Annotated in this window: 24 protein-coding genes; 13 read left to right on the top strand and 11 right to left on the bottom strand. The window is 32.8% G+C overall.

Annotated features, from left to right (window positions below):
• Positions 1-77 precede the first annotated feature (77 nt).
• Positions 78-764 (top strand): hypothetical protein, encoded by a 687-nt coding sequence (locus tag ACP15M_RS11490; protein ID WP_425077353.1) that lies wholly within the window; start codon positions 78-80, stop codon positions 762-764.
• A gap of 120 nt (positions 765-884) precedes the next feature.
• Here ACP15M_RS11490 and ACP15M_RS11495 read toward each other — a convergent pair whose 3' ends face one another.
• On the bottom strand, positions 885-1304 hold the full coding sequence (locus ACP15M_RS11495; RefSeq protein ID WP_425077354.1) for a (4Fe-4S)-binding protein: 420 nt from the start codon (positions 1302-1304) through the stop codon (positions 885-887).
• 129 nt (positions 1305-1433) lie between these two features.
• On the opposite strand from ACP15M_RS11495, the gene kynU reads away from it, so the two are divergent.
• The 7 genes from kynU (at position 1434) to ACP15M_RS11530 (ending at position 9006) form a co-directional block, all read left to right on the top strand.
• Positions 1434-2702 (top strand): kynureninase, encoded by a 1269-nt coding sequence (kynU, locus tag ACP15M_RS11500; RefSeq protein WP_425077355.1) that lies wholly within the window; start codon positions 1434-1436, stop codon positions 2700-2702.
• 59 nt (positions 2703-2761) lie between these two features.
• Complete coding sequence (locus ACP15M_RS11505) at positions 2762-4159, top strand: FAD-dependent oxidoreductase (RefSeq protein ID WP_425077356.1); 1398 nt, start codon at positions 2762-2764, stop codon at positions 4157-4159.
• Positions 4160-4164: 5 nt separating this feature from the next.
• Positions 4165-4569: a RidA family protein gene (locus ACP15M_RS11510; RefSeq protein WP_425077357.1), complete on the top strand. Its 405-nt coding sequence runs from the start codon at positions 4165-4167 to the stop codon at positions 4567-4569.
• A gap of 266 nt (positions 4570-4835) precedes the next feature.
• Complete coding sequence (locus ACP15M_RS11515; protein ID WP_425077358.1) at positions 4836-6278, top strand: aldehyde dehydrogenase; 1443 nt, start codon at positions 4836-4838, stop codon at positions 6276-6278.
• 101 nt (positions 6279-6379) lie between these two features.
• Positions 6380-7162: an SDR family oxidoreductase gene (locus tag ACP15M_RS11520; RefSeq protein WP_425077359.1), complete on the top strand. Its 783-nt coding sequence runs from the start codon at positions 6380-6382 to the stop codon at positions 7160-7162.
• 185 nt (positions 7163-7347) lie between these two features.
• Positions 7348-7839, top strand: a complete 492-nt coding sequence (locus tag ACP15M_RS11525; protein ID WP_425077360.1) for a 3-hydroxyanthranilate 3,4-dioxygenase — start codon at positions 7348-7350, stop codon at positions 7837-7839.
• A 42-nt stretch (positions 7840-7881) separates the two neighbouring features.
• Positions 7882-9006: an amidohydrolase family protein gene (locus tag ACP15M_RS11530; protein WP_425077361.1), complete on the top strand. Its 1125-nt coding sequence runs from the start codon at positions 7882-7884 to the stop codon at positions 9004-9006.
• A gap of 84 nt (positions 9007-9090) precedes the next feature.
• Here ACP15M_RS11530 and ACP15M_RS11535 read toward each other — a convergent pair whose 3' ends face one another.
• The 4 genes from ACP15M_RS11535 to yiaA form a co-directional block, all read right to left on the bottom strand.
• Positions 9091-10740: a dipeptidyl-peptidase 3 family protein gene (locus ACP15M_RS11535; RefSeq protein WP_425077362.1), complete on the bottom strand. Its 1650-nt coding sequence runs from the start codon at positions 10738-10740 to the stop codon at positions 9091-9093.
• A 72-nt stretch (positions 10741-10812) separates the two neighbouring features.
• On the bottom strand, positions 10813-11367 hold the full coding sequence (locus ACP15M_RS11540) for a GDYXXLXY domain-containing protein (protein WP_425077363.1): 555 nt from the start codon (positions 11365-11367) through the stop codon (positions 10813-10815).
• Positions 11368-11373: 6 nt separating this feature from the next.
• Positions 11374-12645: a DUF2157 domain-containing protein gene (locus ACP15M_RS11545; protein WP_425077364.1), complete on the bottom strand. Its 1272-nt coding sequence runs from the start codon at positions 12643-12645 to the stop codon at positions 11374-11376.
• A 24-nt stretch (positions 12646-12669) separates the two neighbouring features.
• Positions 12670-13155, bottom strand: a complete 486-nt coding sequence (gene yiaA, locus ACP15M_RS11550; protein WP_425077365.1) for an inner membrane protein YiaA — start codon at positions 13153-13155, stop codon at positions 12670-12672.
• Positions 13156-13308: 153 nt separating this feature from the next.
• On the opposite strand from yiaA, the gene ACP15M_RS11555 reads away from it, so the two are divergent.
• The 3 genes from ACP15M_RS11555 to ACP15M_RS11565 all read left to right on the top strand — a co-directional run bounded on the left by ACP15M_RS11555 (position 13309) and on the right by ACP15M_RS11565 (position 15808).
• Positions 13309-14817 (top strand): hypothetical protein, encoded by a 1509-nt coding sequence (locus tag ACP15M_RS11555; protein WP_425077366.1) that lies wholly within the window; start codon positions 13309-13311, stop codon positions 14815-14817.
• A gap of 78 nt (positions 14818-14895) precedes the next feature.
• Positions 14896-15363: a hypothetical protein gene (locus tag ACP15M_RS11560; RefSeq protein WP_425077367.1), complete on the top strand. Its 468-nt coding sequence runs from the start codon at positions 14896-14898 to the stop codon at positions 15361-15363.
• A 118-nt stretch (positions 15364-15481) separates the two neighbouring features.
• On the top strand, positions 15482-15808 hold the full coding sequence (locus ACP15M_RS11565) for a hypothetical protein (RefSeq protein ID WP_425077368.1): 327 nt from the start codon (positions 15482-15484) through the stop codon (positions 15806-15808).
• A gap of 98 nt (positions 15809-15906) precedes the next feature.
• Here the strand turns inward: ACP15M_RS11565 and ACP15M_RS11570 are convergent, their stop codons facing one another.
• Together ACP15M_RS11570 and ACP15M_RS11575 are read right to left on the bottom strand one after the other, a co-directional pair.
• Positions 15907-17091, bottom strand: a complete 1185-nt coding sequence (locus ACP15M_RS11570; RefSeq protein WP_425077369.1) for a pyridoxal phosphate-dependent aminotransferase — start codon at positions 17089-17091, stop codon at positions 15907-15909.
• Between the two features lie 29 nt (positions 17092-17120).
• On the bottom strand, positions 17121-18215 hold the full coding sequence (locus ACP15M_RS11575) for a fatty acid desaturase family protein (protein WP_425077370.1): 1095 nt from the start codon (positions 18213-18215) through the stop codon (positions 17121-17123).
• Positions 18216-18357: 142 nt separating this feature from the next.
• Between ACP15M_RS11575 and rsmG the strand changes: the two genes are divergently transcribed.
• A complete protein-coding gene (rsmG, locus tag ACP15M_RS11580; protein ID WP_425077371.1) occupies positions 18358-18999 on the top strand; it encodes a 16S rRNA (guanine(527)-N(7))-methyltransferase RsmG in 642 nt (213 codons plus the stop codon).
• A 60-nt stretch (positions 19000-19059) separates the two neighbouring features.
• Here rsmG and ACP15M_RS11585 read toward each other — a convergent pair whose 3' ends face one another.
• The 4 genes from ACP15M_RS11585 to ACP15M_RS11600 form a co-directional block, all read right to left on the bottom strand.
• On the bottom strand, positions 19060-19788 hold the full coding sequence (locus ACP15M_RS11585; RefSeq protein ID WP_425077372.1) for a T9SS type A sorting domain-containing protein: 729 nt from the start codon (positions 19786-19788) through the stop codon (positions 19060-19062).
• 127 nt (positions 19789-19915) lie between these two features.
• Positions 19916-21796: a choice-of-anchor J domain-containing protein gene (locus ACP15M_RS11590; protein ID WP_425077373.1), complete on the bottom strand. Its 1881-nt coding sequence runs from the start codon at positions 21794-21796 to the stop codon at positions 19916-19918.
• A gap of 123 nt (positions 21797-21919) precedes the next feature.
• Positions 21920-23569 (bottom strand): DUF6029 family protein, encoded by a 1650-nt coding sequence (locus ACP15M_RS11595; RefSeq protein ID WP_425077374.1) that lies wholly within the window; start codon positions 23567-23569, stop codon positions 21920-21922.
• 41 nt (positions 23570-23610) lie between these two features.
• Entirely contained in the window at positions 23611-24096 is a 486-nt protein-coding gene (locus ACP15M_RS11600) for a TlpA family protein disulfide reductase (protein WP_425077375.1), read from the bottom strand.
• Positions 24097-24189: 93 nt separating this feature from the next.
• On the opposite strand from ACP15M_RS11600, the gene ACP15M_RS11605 reads away from it, so the two are divergent.
• Positions 24190-25245, top strand: coding sequence for an Omp28-related outer membrane protein (locus ACP15M_RS11605; RefSeq protein ID WP_425077376.1), 1056 nt, complete (start codon positions 24190-24192; stop codon positions 25243-25245).
• The last annotated feature ends 60 nt before the right edge of the window (positions 25246-25305 follow it).

Raw genomic sequence — 25305 nt, forward strand, 5'->3', positions numbered from 1 at the left:
GAAGAATTAATCTTAAAGCTTTCAAAAATTGGCTTAAAATTGCATTGTAAAACAATATTTTTGCAAAAAATAAATTTATGAATCGATTACTTTCAATTTTATGCATGGCTCTTGTTATGCTTTCATGCAAATCTGAAACCAATGAACGTCAACCTATTTCTGTTACTTCAACCGAAACAACTAAAGAAATCGCTATCGCAGAAAAAATAGCTAATGCTCATGGCTTTAAAAACTGGAACAATGTCAATCAAATAAAATTTAGATTTAACGTAAATCGAAATGGAAATACTTCAGGACGTTCTTGGACTTGGAGTCCTAAAACGAATGACATTACCTTAGTTTCAGACCAAGATACAATATCATATAACAGAAAATCAGTCGATAGTTTATCTCTAAACGCTGATAAAGGATTTATTAATGATAAATTTTGGTTGCTCGTTCCGTTTCAACTCATTTGGGACGAAGGCACAACTATTTCAAAACCTACAAAAACTGAAGCTCCAATTTCAAAAAACACACTTAATAAAATCACTTTAACTTATGGAAATGAAGGTGGTTATACACCTGGTGACGCTTACGATATTTATTTTAGTGATGATTATTTGATTAGAGAGTGGATTTTTAGAGAAGGTAATTCTGAAACACCATCAATGTCTACGACCTTTGAAAACTACAAAACATATAATGGAATTAAAATTGCAACAGACCATAAGATGAAAGAAGGTGATTTTAATCTATTCTTTTCAAATATAAAGGTGAACTAATTTTTTTTGTAAGGAAAACATCTAAACTACGACCTTAAGACGTATATAAAGTATATTATTCCGCATTTGCGTCTATATATATTCAAAGTGCTTTGGCTACTTAGCTGAAGCACTTTTTACTTATCCTGTAAAGCCATCATCAACATGGTTTCCATCACAATAAGGTTTGTTTTGAGAAGCACCACATCTGCAAAATGCAGTTGTTCTATTTTTGATTTCTTCTTTTCCATCTTTATGGGTAACCTTTAAAGTACCATAAACTAAAAGCGGTCCATCCTTTAAAACCTCAACTTTTGTTTCTAAAGTTTCAGACGTCTTATTCCCTTCTTCATTCATATAAAAACTTAAAGCACCAGATGGACAAGCTTTTACTTGATTAACTAAATCTTCAGTAGAAGCCGCATCAATTTTTATCCAAGGTCTTTCTTTGGGTTTAAAAACATTACCCAATCCTTTAACACATATAGCTGAATGAATGCAAGCATCAGGCTTCCAAACAATAGTAACTTCTCCATTACTATACTCTTTTGTCTTTCCCATACGTCAACGATTTCTTTAAAGATACTAAAAAAATCAATGAAGACATGTTCTAAAAAATTGAAGCTTTTAACTATTCCTTTCTAAGGTAATTATTCTTATTTTTGTTAGGTATCATAAAAATAAAACACTTTGTCCAACTTTAAATTAGGTCTTGAGTTTGCACAACAACAAGACCAAAATGACGAATTAAAATCCTTCAGAACCCAATTTCATATGCCTAAAGACAATGATGGCAATGAGCTTATCTACATGACAGGAAATTCTTTAGGATTACAACCAAAAATCACAAAAGATTATATCAATCAAGAACTAGAAGATTGGGCAAATCTTGGCGTAGAAGGACACACTGAAGGTAAAAACCCTTGGTTACATTATCATGAATTCTTAACAGAAACCATGGCTGAAATTGTTGGTGCAAAACCTTTAGAAGTTGTGGTAATGAATTCACTTACAGCAAACCTTCATTTTATGATGGTAAGTTTTTACAAACCTACATCTAAACGTTATAAAATTTTAATTGAAGCTGATGCTTTTCCTAGTGACAAATATGCTGTAGAATCACAATTGCGTCATCATGGTTATGATGATAAAGATGGTTTAATCCTTTGGAAAGCTCGCGAAGGTGAAGAACTTACCAATTATGAAGATTTAGAACACATCTTAAAAGAGCAAGGTGATGAAATTGCACTCATTATGATTGGTGGTGTCAACTATTACACTGGACAATTTTTCGATCTAAAACGAATTGCAGATTTAGGACATTCTCATGGTTGTATTGTTGGTTTTGATTGTGCTCATGGTGCAGGAAATGTAAAGCTAAACCTTCATGATTCTGGAGCAGACTTTGCCGTTTGGTGCTCGTATAAGTATTTAAATTCTGGACCAGGAAGCTTGTCAGGAGCATTTGTGCATGAACGTCATGCACATAATAAAGACCTTAACCGATTTACAGGTTGGTGGTCTCATAATAAGCAAACACGTTTTAGAATGCGTGATGAATTCGATCAATTACCAGGAGCCGAAGGTTGGCAATTGAGTAATCCTCCAATTCTATCTATGGCTGCCATTCGTGCGTCTTTAGATGTATTCAAAACTGCTGAATTTGATAGACTATGTAAAAAATCAAAACATCTAACAGGCTATTTTGAGTTTTTGTTAAACGAATTAAATAATGACGATATAAAAATCATCACACCAAGTAATCCTAACGAACGTGGTTGCCAGTTATCTATTCAAGTTAAAAATGCAGATAAAACCTTGCATAATAAATTAACAGAAGCTGGCATCATAACCGATTGGAGAGAACCAGATGTGATACGTTGTGCTCCAGTTCCACTCTACAATTCTTATATGGATGTTTATAAATTTGTAGAACGATTAAAAACAATTTTAAATTAAATATGTCACCTCGAGCGCAGTCGAGAGCTCTCGACTGCGCTCGTCCAGACAAACAACCTATGAATAAGCAACAAAACATACTAATTATTGGCGCAGGTCTCTGCGGAAGCCTTCTTGCTTTAAGATTAGGTCAACGAGGCTACAATGTAACCGTTTATGAAATGCGTCCAGATTTACGTGCTACAGATATTTCTGCAGGACGATCTATTAACTTGGCATTTTCAGATCGTGGCAACAAAGCCATGAAACTCGTTGGCATAGAAGATAAAGTTGAAAAACTATGTATTCCAATGAATGGAAGGATGCTTCATGACAAAGAAGGCAATACCTTTTTATCTAATTATAGTGGTCGTGATTATGAATACATCAACTCTATTTCTAGAGGTGAGCTCAACGGTTTATTACTCACAGAAGCTGAAAAACACGAAAATGTAACCATCCATTTTAATAAAAAATGTAAGTCGGTCAATTTTGAAAACACCACAGCCTTATTCAAAGATTACCACACCAAAAATGAATTTATAGAAGATGCCGATTGCATTATTGCAACCGATGGCGCAGGTTCTGCTTTGCGACGCAGTTACTATCTCGAAAAGAAATTCTTATTTAGTTTTAGTCAAGATTGGTTAACACATGGTTATAAAGAATTATCCATTCTACCAACCAAAGATGGTGGTTACAAAACTTACAAAAACGCACTTCACATTTGGCCTAGAGGTGATTTTATGCTCATTGCTTTACCTAATTTGGATGGCAGTTTTACAGTAACTTTATTTTTAAGTTACGATGAAGGTGAGTACAATTTCAATAATTTAACCACACCAGAAATGGTTACCGAATTCTTTCAAAAGGAATTTCCAGATGCTCTGGAATTAATGCCAAACTTAGCAGAAGATTTTTTCGAAAATCCAACTTCAGCCTTAGGCACTGTAAAGTGTTCACCTTGGCATTATAAAGGAAACACCTTACTCATGGGAGATTCAGCTCATGCAATTGTACCATTTTACGGACAAGGAATGAACGCCTCTTTTGAAGATGTCGTGGAGTTTGATAAAATATTAGATCAAAATCTAGGCAGTTGGAAAGCTACTTTCGAGACTTACGAAAAAAGCAGAAAAAAAGACACAGATGCAATTGCAGATTTAGCCATAGATAATTTTCACGAAATGAAAGACCATGTAGGTCAAGCCATATTTCAAGAAAAACGCAAAATTGAAATGGCTTTAGAAGAACAATTTCCAGAAGACTATTCATCAAAATACAGCTTAGTTACCTTTAACGAGCATATTGGCTATCGTGAAGCCATGCTAAGAGGTCGAGCTCAAGACAAAGCCATTTTAAATATGCTAGCTGATGGAATTATTTCTACTAAAGATGATATAAAAGATATTTTAGATAAAGTACAATCAGAAACCGAAGCAATTTTAGAGGATGACAAAATTGCTGGATTACACTAATAATTATGAGTGAAAAAATTGTAACACCAAGAGGCGCTTATCCACACGTCAAACAAGTTGGCGATTTTATTTTCGTTTCAGGAACTAGTTCTCGTCGACCTGATAATAGTATTGCTGGAGTTGATATCATTGATGACATGGGAACCAAAAAGTTAAACGCTTATACACAAACCCAAGAAGTCTTAAAAAACATAGAAGGTAATCTTAACAAAGTTGGTGCTTCATTAAAAGATGTGGTCGATGTTACCTCTTTTCTAGTAAACATGAATGACTTTGCAGATTACAACAAAGCTTATGCTGAATTTTTTGACAAAGAAACTGGTCCAACACGAACAACAGTAGCTGTACATCAATTACCTCATCCAGATTTAGTGGTGGAGATTAAAGTTATGGCTTATAAACCAAAATAAAAACTAATTTGTCATTCCGACAGAGTGTAGCGACGAGGAATCTCATTTTAAGATTTCTCAACCGTTACTCATTTCAAAATGACAACATCAAATAATTACGATTAAATTCTTTAGGCATTAAACTAGATTTTAATACAAATAACGCTTAACTTGTAGCCACAAACAATCATTTTAAATTCTCTGTCATTCCGACAGAACGAAGTGACGAGGAATCTCAGTGTAGATTTCTCAATCGAAGTAAAACTTCTCATTTCGAAATGACAACTATGGAACACATTCTAAACTATATTAACGGCAACTTTCATAATCCAATTCAAGACCATTGGATTGACAATTACAATCCTTCAAATGGCGAGGTGTACGGACAAATACCTAACTCATCAAAAGAAGATGTAGAAAATGCATATATAGCTGCAAAATCTGCTTTTCCTATTTGGAGTAAAACCACCTTAGAAGAACGCAGTCGGATTCTCATTAAAATTTCAGAATTATTAGAAGCCAATTTACTACGCTTTGCTGAAGCAGAATCAAAAGATAATGGAAAACCTGTTTCTCTAGCCAAAGCTGTAGATATTCCAAGAGCAGCAAGCAACTTTCGATTTTTCGGAAATGCCATTACGCAATTTGCGAGCGAAAGTCATGAGAGTGTTGGACAAAATGCAATTAACTACACCTTACGTCAACCAATTGGCGTTGTAGCTTGTATTTCTCCTTGGAATCTACCACTTTATCTCTTTACTTGGAAAATTGCACCAGCTTTAGCCGCTGGAAATTGTGTCGTTGCCAAACCAAGCGAAGTGACTCCAATGACAGCTTATTTATTAGGCGAAATTTGTAATGAAGCTGGATTACCAAAAGGCGTTTTAAATATCGTTCATGGATTAGGAACATCAACTGGTCAAGCCATTATTGAGCATCCAGATATTAAAGCCATTTCATTTACAGGAGGTACAGCAACTGGCGCACATATTGCAAAAGTTGCAGCTCCTATGTTTAAAAAATTATCACTTGAACTTGGCGGAAAAAACCCAAACATTATTTTTTCAGATTGCGATTATGATAATATGCTAAATACAACAGTACGTTCATCGTTTGCCAATCAAGGTCAGATTTGCCTTTGCGGAAGCCGCATTTTTGTGGAAGCATCTATCTACGATAAATTCAAAACCGATTTTGTTGCCAAAGTGAAGCAGCTCAAAGTTGGCCATCCTTCGGAAGCTGACACCAATATTGGAGCTTTAGTCTCTAAATCGCATCTAGAAAAAGTAAAAGACTATATTCAAATTGCTAAAAATGAAAATGGAACCATTTTATGTGGAGGCAATGAAGTTACAGTTGAAGGTTATGAAAACGGTTACTATCTAGAGCCAACCGTTATTGAAGTACCAAATGATGACTGTCGTGTGAATCAAGAAGAAATTTTTGGACCAGTCGTAACGATTATGCCATTCAATTCTGAAGATGAAGTATTAAAAATGGCTAATAAAGTTAAATATGGACTCTCAGCAACACTTTGGACTAACGATTTAAAACGAACCATGCGAATGAGTAACGAATTACAAGCAGGAATTGTTTGGATAAACACGTGGATGATGCGCGATTTAAGAACGCCTTTTGGTGGTGTAAAAGCTTCTGGAGTTGGTCGTGAAGGTGGTTTTGAAGCTTTGCGCTTTTTTACTGAAGCCAAAAATGTGTGTATTAAGTATTAAATGGCTAATGGCTAATGGCTAATGGCTAATGGCTAATGGCTAATGGCTAATGAAATAAAAATAATTTAAAAAGATCCTGAGTCAAGTTTAGGATAACATATATGGATTTACAATTAAACAACAAATACGCTTTAGTCTGCGGAAGCACAGCAGGAATAGGAAAAGCAACTGCTTTAGCTTTAGCCGAAGAAGGAGCAATCGTCACTTTAGTAGCAAGAAACGAAGACAAACTCAAAGCGACTCTTGCAGAGTTACCTCAACATCGACCACATGATTATATTGTTGCCGATTTTTCTAATCCGCAAGAGTTAAAAGAAAAAGTAAAAACTTATATTGAAGCTAATCATGGCTTTCATATTTTAATTAACAATACAGGTGGCCCAAAAGGTGGACCAGTTTTCTCAGCTGAAGTTGAAGAATTCGAAAGTGCCTTTACACAGCATTTAAAATGCAATCATGTGCTAGCTCAATCTGTAGTTCCATTTATGAAAGGTGAGAATTATGGACGAATTATTAATGTGATTTCAACCTCAGTAAAACAACCGTTAGATGGCTTAGGTGTGAGCAATACCATTCGTGGAGCAGTTGCCAATTGGAGTAAAACTTTAGCCAATGAACTTGGTCAATTTGGAATTACAGTAAATAATGTACTTCCAGGCGCAACAGGAACAGAACGTTTAGCTCAAATCATAAAAAATAAATCTGCCAAAACAGGAAAAACTGAAGATGAATCTGCCAATGCAATGAAAAGTGCTGTACCAGCTAAACGTTTTGCAAAACCTGAAGAATTGGCTGATGCTATTACTTTTTTGGCAAGTGCAAGAGCTGCCTATATTAACGGAATTAATCTTCCGGTTGATGGCGGAAGAACTAAGTCACTTTAAGTATAAAACTTTCGATTTTTATCACTAATTTTATAGAATTGATGAATTGCGTTAAGGATTGATGTGATATCCTTTTTGCATTATGGTCACTGAGGTTCTCGAAGTGAAAATGCAAAAAGATAAAACGGAAAGCCTGACTCTCTTGAGCTTAAGCAAAAGAGAGTAACGCCCAAAAACATAGCATTATGAGTAAAATATATCCTCCTATTAATTTTAAAGCCTGGATTGAAGAACATAGACACCTCCTAAAGCCTCCTGTTGGCAATAAAGTGGTTTGGAAAGATGGCGATTTTATTGTGATGGTTGTAGGTGGACCAAATAGTAGAAAGGATTATCATTACAACGAAACGCCTGAATTTTTCTATCAAGTAGAAGGTGATATTGTACTGAAAATTTATGAAGAAGGTGTTCAAAAGGATATTCATATTAAAGAAGGTGAAATCTTTTTATTACCTCCTAGAGTTCCACATTCGCCACGTCGTGGTCCCAATACTGTTGGACTAGTGATTGAATACCCTAGACCAGAAGGCGTTAAAGACAAATTGCAATGGTACTCTGAAGAAGATGACAGCTTATTATATGAAGAAGAATTTACGCTTGATAACATTGAAACAGATATGCCTGCTATTTTTGATAGGTATTACAATAAAATAGAGAAAGGACTTTCTAAAAAGTGATGTTTATTACACAACCTCAAAAAAAAATAAGAATTCTCTGAAATGAGAGACCAATCAACTAAAACTTTGCATCAAGACAATCACAAAACACGAAAACTGAGAATTAACGGTCATTCTCACTTGCTTCCTTATCCAGAAGAAATTCCTGAATTCATGAAAGACAAAGGGATTTTTTGGGTTGACAAGGATAGAAAATTCATGCTCCAAAAAGATTGGAATCGTCCAATAACCGATTCGAGTTTCTTTTTAAATGAAAAGCTCGCTTGGATGGAGCATTTTAAAATCGATCATGCTGTGGTTTTAAATCTTTCACAGCTTTACGGAAATGGTTTACGCCTTGAAGAAATGAAGCAAGCCTTGCGTTTTCAGAATGATTTTAATGCCAAAATCCAGCACGAAAACCCAAGTAAGTTTACCACAGGTTTTGTAGTGCATCCTGGTTTTGTTCGTGGTGCTTGTTGGGAAATTGAACGTTGTGTTGAAGAATTAGGCATGCAACTCTTGTGTTTACCAACACACTATATGGATACCATTGGTACTTGGCGCTGTATTTTTGATGAAGAAAACGAGCCTATTTTTGAACTTGCCGATAAATACAATCTCGCAGTGGAAATTCATCCTTATGATGGTGAAAAGTTCATAAAATTAGAGAACACATCTTGGCGTTTCCATCTCATTTGGATGTTGGCTCAATGTGCTGATGCTTACCACTTTTTAACCTTAAATGGTTACTACGAAAAGTATAAAAATATGCGCATTTGTTTTGCTCATGGTGGTCAATTAGCACAGATTAACTTAGGACGACGCATTCAAGGTTTTGATGGTCGACCAGATTTGTTTGAAGGAAAAAGTCATCCAAGAAAAGCAGTAGGACATCGTAATATCTTTTTTGATACTTTAGTTCATGATACTGGTGGTTTGGATTTATTAATAAAGAATCAATCGTCAAAACAAGTATTGATGGGCTTAGATGACCCTTATCCATTAGGTGAAATGGAAAGTGAAAAACAATCTTCTTATCCAGGGAAAATATTAGATCTTGCCATAGACAGAAACATTATAACAGAAGCTGAACGTGATGCTATTTGGGAAGATAATGTGATTCAATGGTTGTGTGGTGACGACCAAGTTGCTAAAGACAAACTTGTACAGCGTATTTTATCTTAAAACCAAAGCAAGAGAAGAGAACAATACTATAAAAAAAGAGCCATTCTGATTTGAATGGCTCTTTTTTTATAAGCTGATTATTTATTATAAGCCTAATGCTTCTGTGCCTTGCTCGAATATTACATCAACAGGAATATTTGCATCACTTAAGCGATCTAAATCGGCTTGTAATTCAGGAGAAATAATTCCTTTTTCAGCAACTAAGTTTGAAACACCTTTATAATCTCCATTACCTTGAATTGTGAGAATTACACGTGATAACTCTTCCATTGCTTCTTGCATTTTATCAAAATTAACTTTATATGTTCCGTCGTCATTTCGAGAAAACGCTCCTTTATCTTTAAAGAAATTAAAACGAATCATGTTGGCTTTACCATGTGCTGAAGAGGCTCCAAAACGAACCGAACGAAAAATACCAGCCATAAACGTTACCATATTATCTTTTAAATCTTCTTTTAACTCACCTTTTGCATGCAATTGCTCAATCATATATAATCCTAATATATCTGCCTTACCTTCTTCTAAAGCGCTAGCATGTTCTTTTAAGGCTGTTCTTACAGTACCTTTTCCGTTGATTGTATTCTTTATCCCAAGACCATGAGCTACTTCATGAAACATTGTATTAGCAAAAAAGGCATCAAACGTGATATGTTTACGCTGGCTCTCGTCGATTAATACTTCAGAGATTGGCATCAATATCTTATCGAATTTGGCACGCATGGCATTTTTTAATTGTAAACGTCGTGTTCCTTTTTGCAATTGTACTTCTTCATCGTTTGGAAGATTGATTGCAATGGTTTTACTACCAGAATTACAATCTCCTGCATAATACACGACGTCGTAAGCATTTAAATCACTATCAGTTCCTGGTTTTTCTTGTTTGTATTTATCATCTACTGGTAAATCTTCTTGCAATTCTGGTAAATACGCACTGAATTTTGCCAGACGTTTACTCCATTCTTGATCTTTAATTAATACATAACCTTCGTGAGCTGCTTTATTACCAAACAATTGATCTTCGTAAGTTTCAATTGGACCAATCACGATGTCTAGTGTGTTTGTCTTCATATCCATCCAAGCTAGATCACTTGGTTGATAATTATCATCAAGCAAAGCTTGAGATCTTAACTCTAAGTAGGCTTTAAGTCCAGCATCTTCGGCTAACTCTGACGCTTCTTTTAACAAACTCGAAACCTCCTTTAGTTCAGTTTCAAATTGTTTGTGATAAGGAATAGAATATAGTTTTCCATTTTCGTCACGACGCACAAAATTATATATACTCGATTTGTTCTCAATATTAGCAGCTTCAAACTCTTCCTTTGTCATATCTTTTGGGTAAAAGTTTGCTCCAAGAGGCTTTTCTCCTACACCATCAACAAATGATTTATTACCATCTAATCGATCCCAAGGACCATAATTAATCGTGATATATTTTTTAGTGTCTTCGTCTGTAATTGTTTTTAATAACGCATCTTTCTCGCCATAAGCTTCATACCAAAACAAATCGTTCATTTTATCTGCTGCTTTAATAAGTAAAGGTAGCATTTGACGTTCTTTTTCTGTTAAACTGCTAAGATCAGCTGTAAGCTTAAAACTCACATATTTACTAAGATTCTTTTCCATTGGAGTCATTTCTTTAGTGTCTTCAACAGGCATAACGTCTTCTTTCTTTTCTTCATTTTTACAAGAGATTACAACAAATACTAGCAAAGCTATTAATACAATGTTTTTCATATTTAAAATATTGATTTTAGTGTCGCGAAAGCGAAAAATTTTAGATTGATTTCAAAGTTAGCCATTTTTTAGTTATTGCTCAACAAAAACAGCAATTGGAGTCTCATTAATAAAAACATTATCTAAAACGGCTTCACCTTCTTTTACATAAACCAATGCATACGTATTATTTGGAAGCGAATCTTGCTGTGCATTACGATGAGCAACTTCGGCATTATAAGCTTTACTTTCTTCCATATAAAATTCATTAAAAGGCAAGGTAAAGTTAACTCGTTCATTTTTCTTCACACTCCAATCAACCTTAGCTTTAACATAGGTTTGATGCTGAGGCGCTTGCTTTGCAATTGCTGTAGCTTTAGCAAAACCTAGACTATCTTTTGTTATAGATACAAAAATGTCTTGTCCTCGTTTCCAGGTCTCTTCATTTGAAATAAAACTATTCAACTCGTAATTAAGGTAAATGTACTTTCCTTTAAAAGGGTCTGAAGGATCAACAGGTTGGGTTTTAAACTTAAACGCCTTTCCTGTTTTAAGAATGGATTCTCGTTGCCATATCATTTGCGCAGGAACTGTTAACTGAACAATTGCAACAATGATAAAAAGTGCGACTAAATATTTTGTTTTCATAAGCATTTATTTTAATTGTTTTTGCTTTTGAAGCATGGTATAGTTAACTAAAAAGAAACCAACACCTACTCCAACAAACAATAAGCCTCTGATGATGAAGCTAATATTGGTATCAAAAAATCGGCACACTACTAAAGCCGTAATAATACACAAGCCATAATTTAAGATTCCGAAATGCATTTGATTTGCTCCAATTTTTATGGTTGTGAGTCCTAAAGCTAAAATGAGTATGTTGACAATAAGAGTTCCTGCTAATGGAATATTGAATTGAAACACATATAACACCAAAAAGAACACAAACACATATTGAAATAGGTTAAATGACTTGAGCCATTTTCTTTTATAAAACCAAAGCAAAATCAGTACATTGATTATTGCTAAAACAAATGACACATAACTTTCTTGCGCATTAAAGAGTAACTCTTCAACATACCAAAAACTATCAAAACTCATGATGAGCATCATGATAACAATGCCAAGCGAGCCAAAAATTAGATATCCATTTCTTCGCAATTTTTGGTCTTCAAAAAATGGAATTTTACCAATATTATAGAATACACTAAATAACAAGAGATACATCAAAAACCCTAATTCGGAAAAATCTTTTACAAAGGTTCCTAAAACAATGGTAAAACTTAATGGATATAACCAATTGAAAATTGATGTGATATTATGGCTTGCCTTATGTTTAAGCAATAGCCAATAATGTGGCAACACCAATACTATTAACAGCAAATATATCCATGGCGTGTCGTCAAAATTAAAACCACCATAACCAATTTCGAAAGCATAGTATGTTGAAAAAACCAAATGTAAAATAGCCAACATGTTAGATTTCAACAGATATATAACAGGCAAACAAATGACAATCCATGTTAAAATGAATGTACTTAAATTACCTGGAATATTATAAATCTGACTTACTAATGCTATACTTGAACCTACAGCAAAGAACAAAAATGTTCCTGATGCTTCCTTCCAAGTTTTACTTTTTTTCTTTAAAATTGAAATGCCAACTATAATTTGCCCAATTAACAGTGGTAAAAACGCTAATATGGTTTTTGTAAACCGATTAAAGTTGTCCCAATTATGAGCCAAAATTAAAATGATTCCTAAGCCAACCAAAAGCGAGCCTAAAACTCCAAAAATGGTAAACAGCTTATTTGGTGAAGCACTTTTTTTGGCACTATAATAGTCTTCAATTTTAATAGCAACAGCTTTGTCAATGACATTGTTGTTAACTAATTCTTGTAACTCTTTAACAAACTGTGAATTCATAATATGACCATTTAGATATTAAAATTAATTTATCTCTTCTTCAGCTTTATGATTATTATTGATATAAGCTATATCTCTAGTGTTTTTTTGAACAGCAATGGCAGCAAAAAGACTCAATGTAAACGACATTCCGTAAAATCCTTTTTCGCTTAATTCTAAATCAGCATTCCAAAGTCCGACGACCAAAAGTACAATAGCAATAATTGATGTAAACCAGCTAATGCTGTAATAAATGTCTGTTACTTGAAGTCCTTCAAGTTTATCTCTAACAGATTTCTGTACTGAAATTACAGAAAACAAGCCAAAGAGTAAAATAGTAAAATAATATCCTTTTTCGTTTAGCATCATATTAGCATTCCATAAACCAATACAGTAAGATAACATTCCTATAAATAAAGCAGACCATGAAGCACCAACAAATGCAGGTGTTGGTTTTTGATTGTACATGTCTGTAGTTTTTGATTGATTTTTTTCATTCTCTTTTAAAGATACAGTGGTTTGATACTTCATAATCTAATGTTTTTAATGATTACTGTACAAAAGTGCTTTGGAATCTGTTAGTAGCAAAACAAAAAAAATTATATTACTGACGATATATTATAACTTCATATAACATTTTATATTTAATTTTATACTATCACACAAAAAAAATATGACGATTAAATGACAGATTTAAATACAATAGTTTCTACATTTTCTTCAGAAGAACAGGTACAATTTATAACCTATCTAGAAAGAAAGAATAAACGAAACGACACAAAAAACATTCAACTTTTTAAGTTATTGGTAAAAAATGAGTTAGATTCAAAAGCACTCTGTAAAGCGATTTATAAAAGCGACAACAAAGTTGCATATCATGCGCTTAGAAAGCGTTTGTACCAATCTCTAATTGATTTTATTGCCAACACCAATCTTGAAGGTGAAAACTCTGTTGATATTCAAATTATCAAGTATATTCTGACATCTAGGACTTTTTTAACCAAAAAACAACCTAAAGTTGCTTATGCACTTTTAGACAAAGCTGAAGTCTTAGCTCAAGAACATTCGCTCTTTCCAATATTAAACGAAATCTACCACACCAAAATACAGTATGCTTACTTAAATCCGTCAGTAAATCTTGAATCTCTCATTGTAAAATTTAAAGTCAATCAAAACAATCTTTTTCAAGAAGAAGAACTGAATATGGTTTATGCTAAAATCAGACAAACATTATCAGACATTAGTTATAAAGGGAAAGTTTTAGATTTTCAAAATATCTTAAACAACACTCTTGCCGAACACAATATAGATATTAATGACTCTATGTCTTTTAAATCGCTGTATCAATTAATGTCTATTGTAAGCATTTCAGCTTTTGTAACTAAAGATTATTTAAATATTGAGCCATTTCTGCTGGAAACTTATTCGAAAATAAAGCGTCATAAACTAAAAGATCGACAACTCTATTATCACATTCAGATTGTATATATGATCGCAAACACTTTATTTAGAAATAAAAAATTCGATGCTTCATTAGCGTATTTAACACAAATGAAAACATTAATGGAAAGTCAACGAAAAAAGCATTACAAAACGTTTGAGCGAAAACACATCTTGCTTGAGTCACTCAACTTAAACTACTCAAACCATAAAGCAGAGGCTATCAAGCTTCTTGAACCTTATAAAACATCTAATCATCCAGACAAAGAAGCTGTTTTAGACATTCAGCTAAGTTTAATTATGATTTACATTCAAGATGCCAAATTTAAAGAAGCATTACATATACTTTCAAAATTCTATCATACAGATAAGTATTACATTGAAAAAGCTGGAAAAGAATGGGTTCTCAAAAAGAATTTAATTGAAATCATTCTACACATAGAATTAAATAATATTGACCTTGTTGAATCTAGATTGTTAAGTTTTAAACGTCATTATAATAACTATCTAAAACTAATTGGCCAAGAACGCGTAATTACATATTTAAAGTTTGTAACCGATTATTACAAACACCCAGAAACAGTAACTTCTGAAACCTTTAAACATAAAGTAGAAGCTTCTTTTAATTGGGTTGAAGCTGAGCAAGAAGATATTTTTGTCATGAGTTTTTTTGCTTGGCTTAAAAGTAAAATGGAAAGAAAATCTTTATATAAAACAACTTTAGAGCTTGTTAAAATTGCTCAAAAAAGTTAAACAGACGTTAAAACAAATTAATGATTAAACTTTCTAAAGCCTTCAAAGTCTTATCTATATAACATAAAACATTTTACGATGAGAAAACTAATTTTAATTGCTATTGCGGTATTAACATTACCTGCAATAGCTCAAGAACGCAAACAAGACAAGAAAAGAGTTCACAAAAAAGAAGCACTACTTAAAGATATAACTCCTGAGGAAGCAGCAGCTTTAAAGGTTAAGCAAATGACATTACATCTTGATCTTACCGAAGCACAACAACAAAAAATTAAACCATTGCTTTTGGAAGAAGCTAAGCTAAAACAACAAAAAAGGGATGCTAGAAAAGCAACAGTGAAAGAAAATCAAGTGAAAGAAAAACCATCAAAAGACGAGCATTTAGCGATGATTAATGAAAGACTTGATCGTCAAATTGCTATGAAACAAAAAATGAAAACTATTTTAAATGCAGAGCAATATAAAAAATGGGAAAATACTCTTGCCAAAAAAGGCAAACGGAAGCAAAAAAAACTTCATAAAAACACTTCTACTAAGAAACAGTAATATGATTGATTGACTTGCTTTAAAAGCATTGATTTTATTATCAATGCTTTTTATTTGTCATATTAAACTAAAAATTATTAACTTAGTGTCTTAATTTTCTACCAAAAAAATCAGAAAGATGAAAAAATTAATAACACTGTGCTTTTTTGCTTTTGCACTTTTATTTAGCACTCAAAGCTTTGACGCTCAAAACAAAAAGGCTAATGCTGTAGCAAATGAAAAAGCTAAAGAGATGGGACAAACTCTTAAATTATACAAAGACCAAGTAGAAGAAGTATATCAAGCTTACAAAGTATACGAAACCTCTTATCAAGCTTTAAGTAAAAATGAGGACGCAAACCAAATTGAGATTAAAAAAATGAATATTGCTTTAGACAACAAGTTAAAAGAAATTCTTAATGATGAGCAATTTGAAAAATATATAAGTGTTTATAGAGCAAATTAATGTTTTTAATAAAGGCTATAAATAAAAAAACCTACTTATAATAAGTAGGTTTTTTTATATACAACTAAATTTACAAGGTATTCTAAACACCTTTCAATTTAAGATAAAACATTTTTAATTCGCTTAATAGCTTCAATAATTTGTTTTTGAGAAGCGGCATAAGATATTCTTATACAATTAGGATTTCCGAAAGCTTCACCAGTAACAGTTGCAACATTAGCATGTTCTAATAAAAATAATGATAACTCTGTTGCATTATTTATAGTGACACCTTGAATTGTTTTTCCAAAATAATAAGACACATCAGGAAACACATAAAATGCACCTTCAGGTTCATTAGTTTTGAATCCAACAACATCATTAAGTAATTCTAAAATTAATTGACGTCTTACTTTAAATTCATCAATCATAAACTGAACACGAGAAGGCGGTTCGTTTAAAGCAGTAATCACTGCGCGTTGTGCAATACAATTAGCTCCACTGGTTACTTGACCTTGCATCTTATTACAAGCACGAGCAATTTCAGTAGGAGCTCCAATATATCCAATTCTCCAACCAGTCATCGCAAATGCTTTAGAAACACCATTAACCGTAACTGTTCTATTATACATATCATCAAACTGTGCCATACTTGCGTGATCACCTACAAAATTGATATGCTCATAAATTTCATCAGAAACTACAATGATGTTTGGATACTTTTGCAATACATCTGCTAAAGCTCTAAGTTCTTGTTTACTATATACAGAGCCACTTGGATTGCAAGGAGAACTATACCAAATCATTTTTGTTTTAGGAGTAATTGCAGCTTCTAATTGTTGAGGTGTTAATTTAAAATCGTTTTCTATTGAAGTTGCAACTTCAACAGGAACACCTCCATTTAGCTTAACAATATCACTATAACTCACCCAATACGGACAAGGCAAAATTACTTCGTCTCCTACATTTAAAATTACTGCAGCTACATTAGCTAAAGCTTGTTTTGCTCCAGTAGACACTACAAGTTGTGATAAAGTATAGTCGAGTTGATTATCTCTTCTAAATTTGGTAATGATAGCTTCTTTTAATTCAACATAACCATCAACAGGAGTGTAAGAATTATAATTATCATCAATAGCTTGCTTAGCAGCTTCTTTAATAAACTCAGGTGTATTAAAATCTGGTTCTCCTAGACTTAAACCTATAATATCTTTTCCTTCAGCTTTTAATTCTCTAGCTTTAGCTGCCATAGCTAAAGTTGCAGACGTAGACATGTTTAAAACTCTATCTGAAAGTAGACTCATTTTGATTAGTTCTTTAGGCAGGAATTTAATTAAGCTAGACTAGGTTTTCTTCCTAATTCTTTTAATTGCTTGTAATGTTCGTGTATAGCTGTCCAAATAGAATTGTATTCGTTGTATGGCAAACTAAATTCTTGAGCAGTTTCTCTTACAATTTTAGCAATATGCTTATAATGCACATGACTAATATTTGAAAACAGGTGATGCTCAACCTGTCTGTTTAATCCACCAGTATAAAATTCTACAATCCAACTTTTAGGAGAAAAATTAGATGTTGTAAATAGTTGATGAATTGCCCAAGTATTTTTCATATTTCCATTTTCGTCTGGTAAAGGCATTTCTGTATTAGGCATTACATGTGCTAATTGAAAAATAACACTTAGAATAATTCCAGCTGTATAATGCATAATTAAAAAGCCTATTAAAACTTGCCACCAAGTATAGCCCAAAGCTATTGGTAAGACAACCCAAATAGAATAATACAATATTTTACCAATAATCAATTTCGTCCATTGTGTAGCTGGATTAGGAAAATCACCATACGATAATTTTCTTTTTAGATACACATAGGTTTGTTTAAAATCTGTTGTAATCGCCCAATTTACAGTTAACAAACCATATAAAAAGAACGCATAATATTTTTGATATTGATGTATTTTCAACCATTTAGAATGCTTAGAAAAGCGAATAATTCTACCAGCATCTATATCTTCATCGTGTCCTTGAATATTAGTATAGGTATGATGTAGCACATTATGTTGTACTTTCCAGTTATAATCGTTTCCAGCTAATATATGTATACTGCTTCCCATAAGTTTATTAACCCATTTTTTACTAGAAAAAGAGCCATGATTAGCATCATGCATCACATTCATTCCTACTCCAGCCATTCCAACTCCAATAACCATCATACATATAACTTGTAACCAAGTTGGCAAATCAACAGTAAGCAATAGTATTAATGGTCCAAGCAATAACGTAAACATTATTATTGCTTTAGTATACAGCTTCCAGTTTCCTGTTTTCTTAATATTATTTTCTTTAAAATATTGATTAACGCGTTTGTTTAAAGTTCTAAAAAACTTTGCAGAGTCTGTTCTTGAGAAAGTTAGCGCTTGCTTAGCCATAGTATTGTTTTTTTTAGTACTAACGTAAATTTGTACGCCTTCGTATAATGTCGCAAATATATATAATTAATGCTCTGCAAATGCTAAGAATATCGTAAAAATATACACATAAAAATGCATACTTTTGTTGAAAATTATTACGATGCAGCTTATAAAAAATTATTTTCCAGATTTAACAGATACTCAAATTCAACAATTTGAACATTTAGAAGCATTATACAAAGATTGGAATTTAAAGATCAATGTCGTCTCTCGAAAAGACATTGACGAACTATACTTACGTCATGTATTACATTCATTGGGTATAGCAAAAGTTATGTCGTTTATACCAAACTCTAAGGTTTTAGATGTAGGCACTGGAGGTGGTTTTCCTGGAATTCCTTTAGCGATTTTATTTCCAGAGACACAGTTTCATTTGGTTGATAGTATTGCAAAAAAAATAAAAGTAGTTAATGAAGTTGTAGAAGGGTTAAGCTTAACCAATGTAAAAACCTCACATGATCGTGTTGAAAATATTTCAGATCAATTTGATTTTATTGTAAGCCGAGCTGTTGCAGCAATGCCTACATTTGTTCATTGGGTGAAAGGAAAAATTGCTAAACAACAAAATCATGAATTAAAAAACGGAATTCTCTATTTGAAAGGAGGCGATTTAACTGAAGAGCTGGAAACTTATAAAACCGCTACAATTTATAATTTAAGCGATTATTATAGTGAAGCATTTTTTGATACTAAAAAAGTTGTGCATTTACCACTAAAATACAGAGGACAAAACTCATTATAAATTAAAAAAACCGTTTAATTTATGTAAATCAAACGGTTTTTATATCACAAAAAAGATTATCTATTCTTTGACAATCCTTTTAGTAATTAAATTTCCCTCAGCATTTACAAACTGTACAATATAAGATTGAGATGCTAAATCTGAAACGTCAATCTTAACTTCACCAGATTCAATTGCAACTTGCTTTACTCGTTTTCCCAATAAATTATAAAAAGTAGCTGTTAAATTTTCGTTAGAAAGAACGGTTAACTCATTGCTTGCTACAGTAGGGAAAATTTCAATTTTAGACAATTCAGATTCTTCTACACTTAAATTTTCATCATAATTGTATGTTACTGACAATGGAGTTCCTATTTCATTACCACCAGCATCAAATGCTTGGAATCTAAATGTCCAAGACATTGCAGGTGAACCTAATGCATTTTGATTCCAAAAATTATTACCTGCAACATTTGTAGCACCTGGAGCTATCATAGCTGCATTGCTTGGATACCCACTACCTAAAGTCACACTATTTAAGCATACACCTGCAAAACAAAGTTGAAAGTCTGAACCATCTGTATTGTTTAAATTATCTACAAAAATTCTCATGTAAATATCTTGAGAAGACGTATTAGTTACTTTAAATTTCCAATTACATGGCTCAGGATAACCGCAACCTGCTTCAGTGAAATTTAAAATTTGTCCATCAGAAACAAGATTATCTGTGCTTGTTTCTCTCACTTCAAATTGTGCAAAAGACACAAATGAAGCGAATATAAATGATAAAATAAGTAGTTTTCTTTTCATAATATTTATTTTTTTAAGCTTTATAATGCTGAAAATAATTCAGCTAACTATCAAATATACAAATTTATCAGTTAAGGGAAGTGTTTTAACAAACACTTCCCTTAACAAAATAATAAATTAGATTAGATTAGTTTTTAATGAATTTTGTATTGAATGTTCCTTTTTTACTAGACACATTTAAGATGTAGTTACCTTCAGTTAATGTGGAAACAGGAATTTCAATATTTTGAACTCCAAATACATCATTTACATTTTTGCTAAGTACAGTTCTACCTAACATATCAATAATATTAATACTGTAATCACCTTCGCCAGATTCAAAAGAAATATTTAGCACATCATTTGCAGGATTAGGAAACACTTTCATACCAGCAATAGAAAACTCTCTAATGCTTAATGCCTCATCAACCGAACGTTGAACACCACTAATAATAGAACCATCTGCTTGATCTATTAACACCACAATAATGTGCATATTTTCTTGAGCACTAGTAGCAGGAATATTATACGTAAAGTCATAACTAGCTGTATCACCATTATTTATAACAGCAGGAACAGAATTAGGTTGACCATTAAATCCACCCAAAAGAGCTCTACCAACATGATTATACACCATTTGAGAGGCAGGAACTGGATCTGGTAAATTTTCATAACCTCCCATTGGACCATTAGCACCACCTGCGAAATAATTTACTTGAGCATATCCTCCAGATGTTCCTGTCACATTGTCTTCAGTCATTATAACACCTAATCTAAAGTTTGCTGCTGAAAATCTTGTATAAAATGTAGCTTGTGCGTTAATTGTTAGCGTATTACCAACAAGATTTGCACTTGCATTTAAACCAAACGGAACAACCTCTGTAATTTGCTCATCATAAGCTATTTGTAATGGATTTTGCATAGGAACACCAGAAATTACGTCCTTACGACCAACTACAGCAGCCGGATAACCACCAATAAGAGTGCCTATTGAAGAATCATGCTCTGCAACTACCATTGGATCAGAGTTATGTACTGCTACTCCAATCACAGTATTAGGATAAGTACTTGTCATATAATCTAATGCTTCTGCTCCTCCTGGACACCATCCACACCAAGTTCCAGTAGCTTCTTCTATAAGAACAGCCTTAATACCAGATTGACTCATGGTGTTAAATTTTGTATCCATACTATTATCAGATGGGCTTTCATCTGCAGTACCATTAACAGCAGAAACTGTTACAGTAATATCTTTTTCTTCAACAGTAGTATAACTTACCATCATTGGGTGATCAACAGTTACTGTAGCACCTGGAGCAATATTAGCAGGAATTGTAGCAACATGATCCATACCATCATTCCAATTAACATCTAAAGAAGTTATTGTTAAACTTCCATTATTTCTAACATCTAAAGATAATTGATTATTTGTTGAGACCAAAGAGTATCTTGGTAAGCTAACAGACTCAACAATAGCATCTGTATCAACAGGGATTCTAACAACAACATCATCAATATTTATACGGAATTGATCTGAAACATTGTGATGTCTAAATCCAACATAAATAGTTTGTCCATTAAAAGAAGACACATCCAAACTTCTATTCATATATCCAGCAGAAGTTCCTACTAATTCATTAAAATTAGTTGAAGACCCAGTCAATGAAGCCACATCAGATGCAGTAGCAACATATACTGTATAATTTTCTTGTGCCCAAGCTTGGTCTTGAGCATAAACCTTCCATTCAAGGACTGTGCTTCCTGAAGCACTTGATAAATCAATAGCTGGAGATATCATCCAGTTATCTGGATTTAAAGGACTTCCTGCCCAAGAAGCTGAAGTAGCGTGTTCTTCTTGCACTCCATCATCTAAATCAACATTATACCAATCATTCCCATCAGAATCTGAATCAACCAGTGTCCAGTTGTCTAAGTTTCCAGAAGAAAAATCATCGGTAAAAAATGTTTGTGCCGTAGAAATTTGCGCTGAAGCAAACAATAACACAGCCAAAAAAGTAATTTTTTTCATAGTTTTAATTATTTTAGATTAATAGGAAAGCATCAAATATAATGTTTTCTTTAAAAAAAATTTAAAAAAAGCATAACATATTTGATATATACATTATTATTAACCTAAAAAAATAGTAATTACTTAAAACGCTACAGTTAGATTTGCACTTATTCCTGTATTTTCTGGAACAAATCTGCAAACTCCTCCAATACAAATTAAGCCTCCACGTTGTCTTCCATAGTTTAATGCAAATCTAGTATTACCTTTACTATAGCTACCTCCAAAACTGTAATAGTGTATTTCATTTAAACCTCCATAATTCCATGAGTCCGCAGCATAAACAGCTAAACGAGTTGAAAAGTTGTATTCTAAAACTCCAGCTGCCCAGTTTTTTCTATCTTCATCTGTCCATAAATGTTGTCCTACAATTCGAAGTGCTTTACCATTTTCAAATTTACGAGTCGCTTCTAACACTGCAATATTTGCTATAACTCTAGAATTTCCTAAAGGTCCACCTTCAAAAACACCTTTATCTATAAGTACATTTTGATAGGTTAACACCGAACTCCATTTTTTAGACCAACGCTTTTTCACTTCAAGACTAAAATCTCTAAAAAGCTGTCTTCCAGAACCTATAAACTTTGCTTTATACCATTTATTTTCAATATGGTATTCGGCATCTAATCCGCCCCAATATGAAAAGTTTGCAGCTAATTTTGTTCCGTATTTTCCTCCTAAAGCAGAACCTTTTTTGAAAGAATAGTATAAATCTACCTGAGCACCAACTTCACCAGCTCGTTGATCAAATGACTCAATAATTAGTCTTGGTTGAGGATTATAAACATAAATATTAGTTAATAAATAATCTTGTTGCTTTGTTAATCCTGGAACATAGTTAATAACTTGCTGATTAAACACATTGCCTTCTGCAAAACGGTCTGCAAAAAAGCTAAAATTCTCTAAACGTCTAAAAGTTGCATTAACACCTAAGCCCTTTTTTGCAAATCCAGCATTAACCAAAAGCGCTGTACCATCATACAATTTATTTGAAGACAATTGTCCTTCATTAACAATTACATCAGGATCTTTAGTAATGGCTTCAACTCCTGCATAGAAATTTTCATATACAAAATCTAGCCGTCCACCATAAGCTCCAACAGTACTTGGAAGCGCTTCATTACCATTAGTATCTTGGTATCTAGCCACATAACTTGCTCCAAATTGAATATCTATGCCTTCAATATTTAAAGCATTGCTTACATTTAAATCTGCATCAAACCCTTGAATGGTTCCTTCAGATTCTTCAAAAGCATTTCTTTGGCGACCAAACACCGCTTTTAATGTTAAATCTTCAGTAGCACGAAACTTTATATTAACACCTTTCATAGCATTATTAAGTCCTAATTGTCGATCTTCCCATGAACGTAAAATAAGTCCGCTTCCAAATTGCTCATAGAAAAATCCTCCTGTTACATCTAAGCTTTTGTCCTTATAATTAACATAATATGTACCAATATCATTTTGACCATCATAAATTGGCGAATATCCTAACATTGCTGAAGGTAAGTACGATTCATACTGTAATCCTGCCGTAAATTTTCCTAAATTATAATTTAATAAGATATAATTGTTGGCTCTAAATTGATCTTCAGGCGCTAAAAAATTTATACCATCATCAGTTATAAGTCTTTGCATATTAGACTCTAATCCACCATAAAAGCTACCATTTTCTTGGGCTGAACTATGGAAAATACTGAATAAGAGTATGGCTAGAAAAAATAGTTTTTTCATGATTAGTTAGTTGTTAGGATGTTAATTGTGATTAGGAGGTTTTATTGAGATAATTCTTTTATTTTTTCATATAATTCTAGCTCTGCACCTGGACTATATCCAGAATGCTCATAAACAATTTTATTGTCTTTTACTAGAACAGTCAATGGAATACTCGCAGCATTTAACGCGCGCTTTAAATCATTGTTTTTATCAAGTAGTACTTTATAATCCCAATCTTTTCCATTTACCAATGACTTTACTCGACCTACAGTTCTACTATCATCAACAGAAACAGCAATAAGTTCTACATTAGTTTCATCTTGCCAATCTACATATACTTCATTAATAGCATCTAATTCTTTAAGACAAGGCACACACCACGTTGCCCATAACGAAACAATTGTAATACCATCTTTATTGGTTTCATTTTTTAGGTTAACAGATTTCCCGTCAATAGACGTTAAATCTACATTAGGAAGGTCTTGCTGAGCATAAGACGACAAACTCAACGAAAATAGTGTGAGGAATAAAATAAAGTTTTTCATTTTTGTTTTTGTTTAAGTGACAATATTACTTATTTTTTTCTAAAAGCAACTTACTAATAAAAAATAATTACTTTAGCAAAAAAATTCGTTATTATGATTACAAAAAGAATACCAAAAATTTTTTATGCCTTTTCGATTTTACTTATTGTTGCCTGTAGTAAAACAGAAGACAATGTTCCATTAACAACTCCAACAGCTCAAATCTCTGTTGACAAGCTGGTTAGAAAAGCCTCATTAAGAAACCAAGACATTCCTTTTAAAATAATAAATGACGAAGGCGAAGACGTAACTGCCTTAGCAACATTTTATGTAGATGACGTTGCCATTGAAGGACAATCGTTCTCATCGGCTACTATTGGTGAATTTGAAGTTTATGGCGTTTACGAGGAAGATGGTGTAGAAATTACAACAAATACTGAATCCTTTAGCGTTATTATACCAAAGCAAAAAATTGTTGTAGAAGATTACACAGGAACTTGGTGTGGGTTTTGCCCAAGAGTCTCTGGAGCAATTCATGATTTAGAAGCAGAAACAGAAGATATTGCTGTTGTTGCTATTCATGAAACTGCAAATAGCTTTCCAGATCCAATGCATTTTGACCAAGTTCAAATTTTAAAGGAAGCTTATGATGTTGAAGGATTTCCTGCAGCAAGAATTAACAGATCAATTGATTGGCCTACGCCTCACCCACTAAGCGAAGTAACAAATATAGCTGGTTTAGACACTAATTTGGCAATAGCATTAAATTCTCAGGTTACTGATAACGAATTACTGGTTCAAGTAAATGTTGTTTACGAAGAAGGTTCTGTACAAAATGACAAGTTAGTTGTTTATTTAATTGAAGATGGTGTTATTTATGATCAAGTTAATTATTACAATTATGATGACACTAGTGAGTTTTACAATTTAGGTGATCCTATCCCTAATTTTGTACACAATGATGTGCTTAGAAATTCATTAACTGGAGTTTTAGGAAATACCATTTCTCAGACTGAAGCTTTAACAGAATACATTACTTCGTTTACAATTGACATTCCATCTGATTATGTTAGAGAAAATTTAAGCATTATAGCAATGGTTGTAGATGAAAACAATACCGCTAAAAATGCGCAATTTGCTCAATTAAATGAAGACAAACCTTATGAATAATAATTTGGTTCGTTTTTAACTCAAACAAAAGAGGTTGGTTTATTAAAATCAACCTCTTTT

Source organism: Psychroserpens sp. S379A (genome assembly GCF_049800755.1).
Lineage (GTDB): Bacteria > Bacteroidota > Bacteroidia > Flavobacteriales > Flavobacteriaceae > Psychroserpens.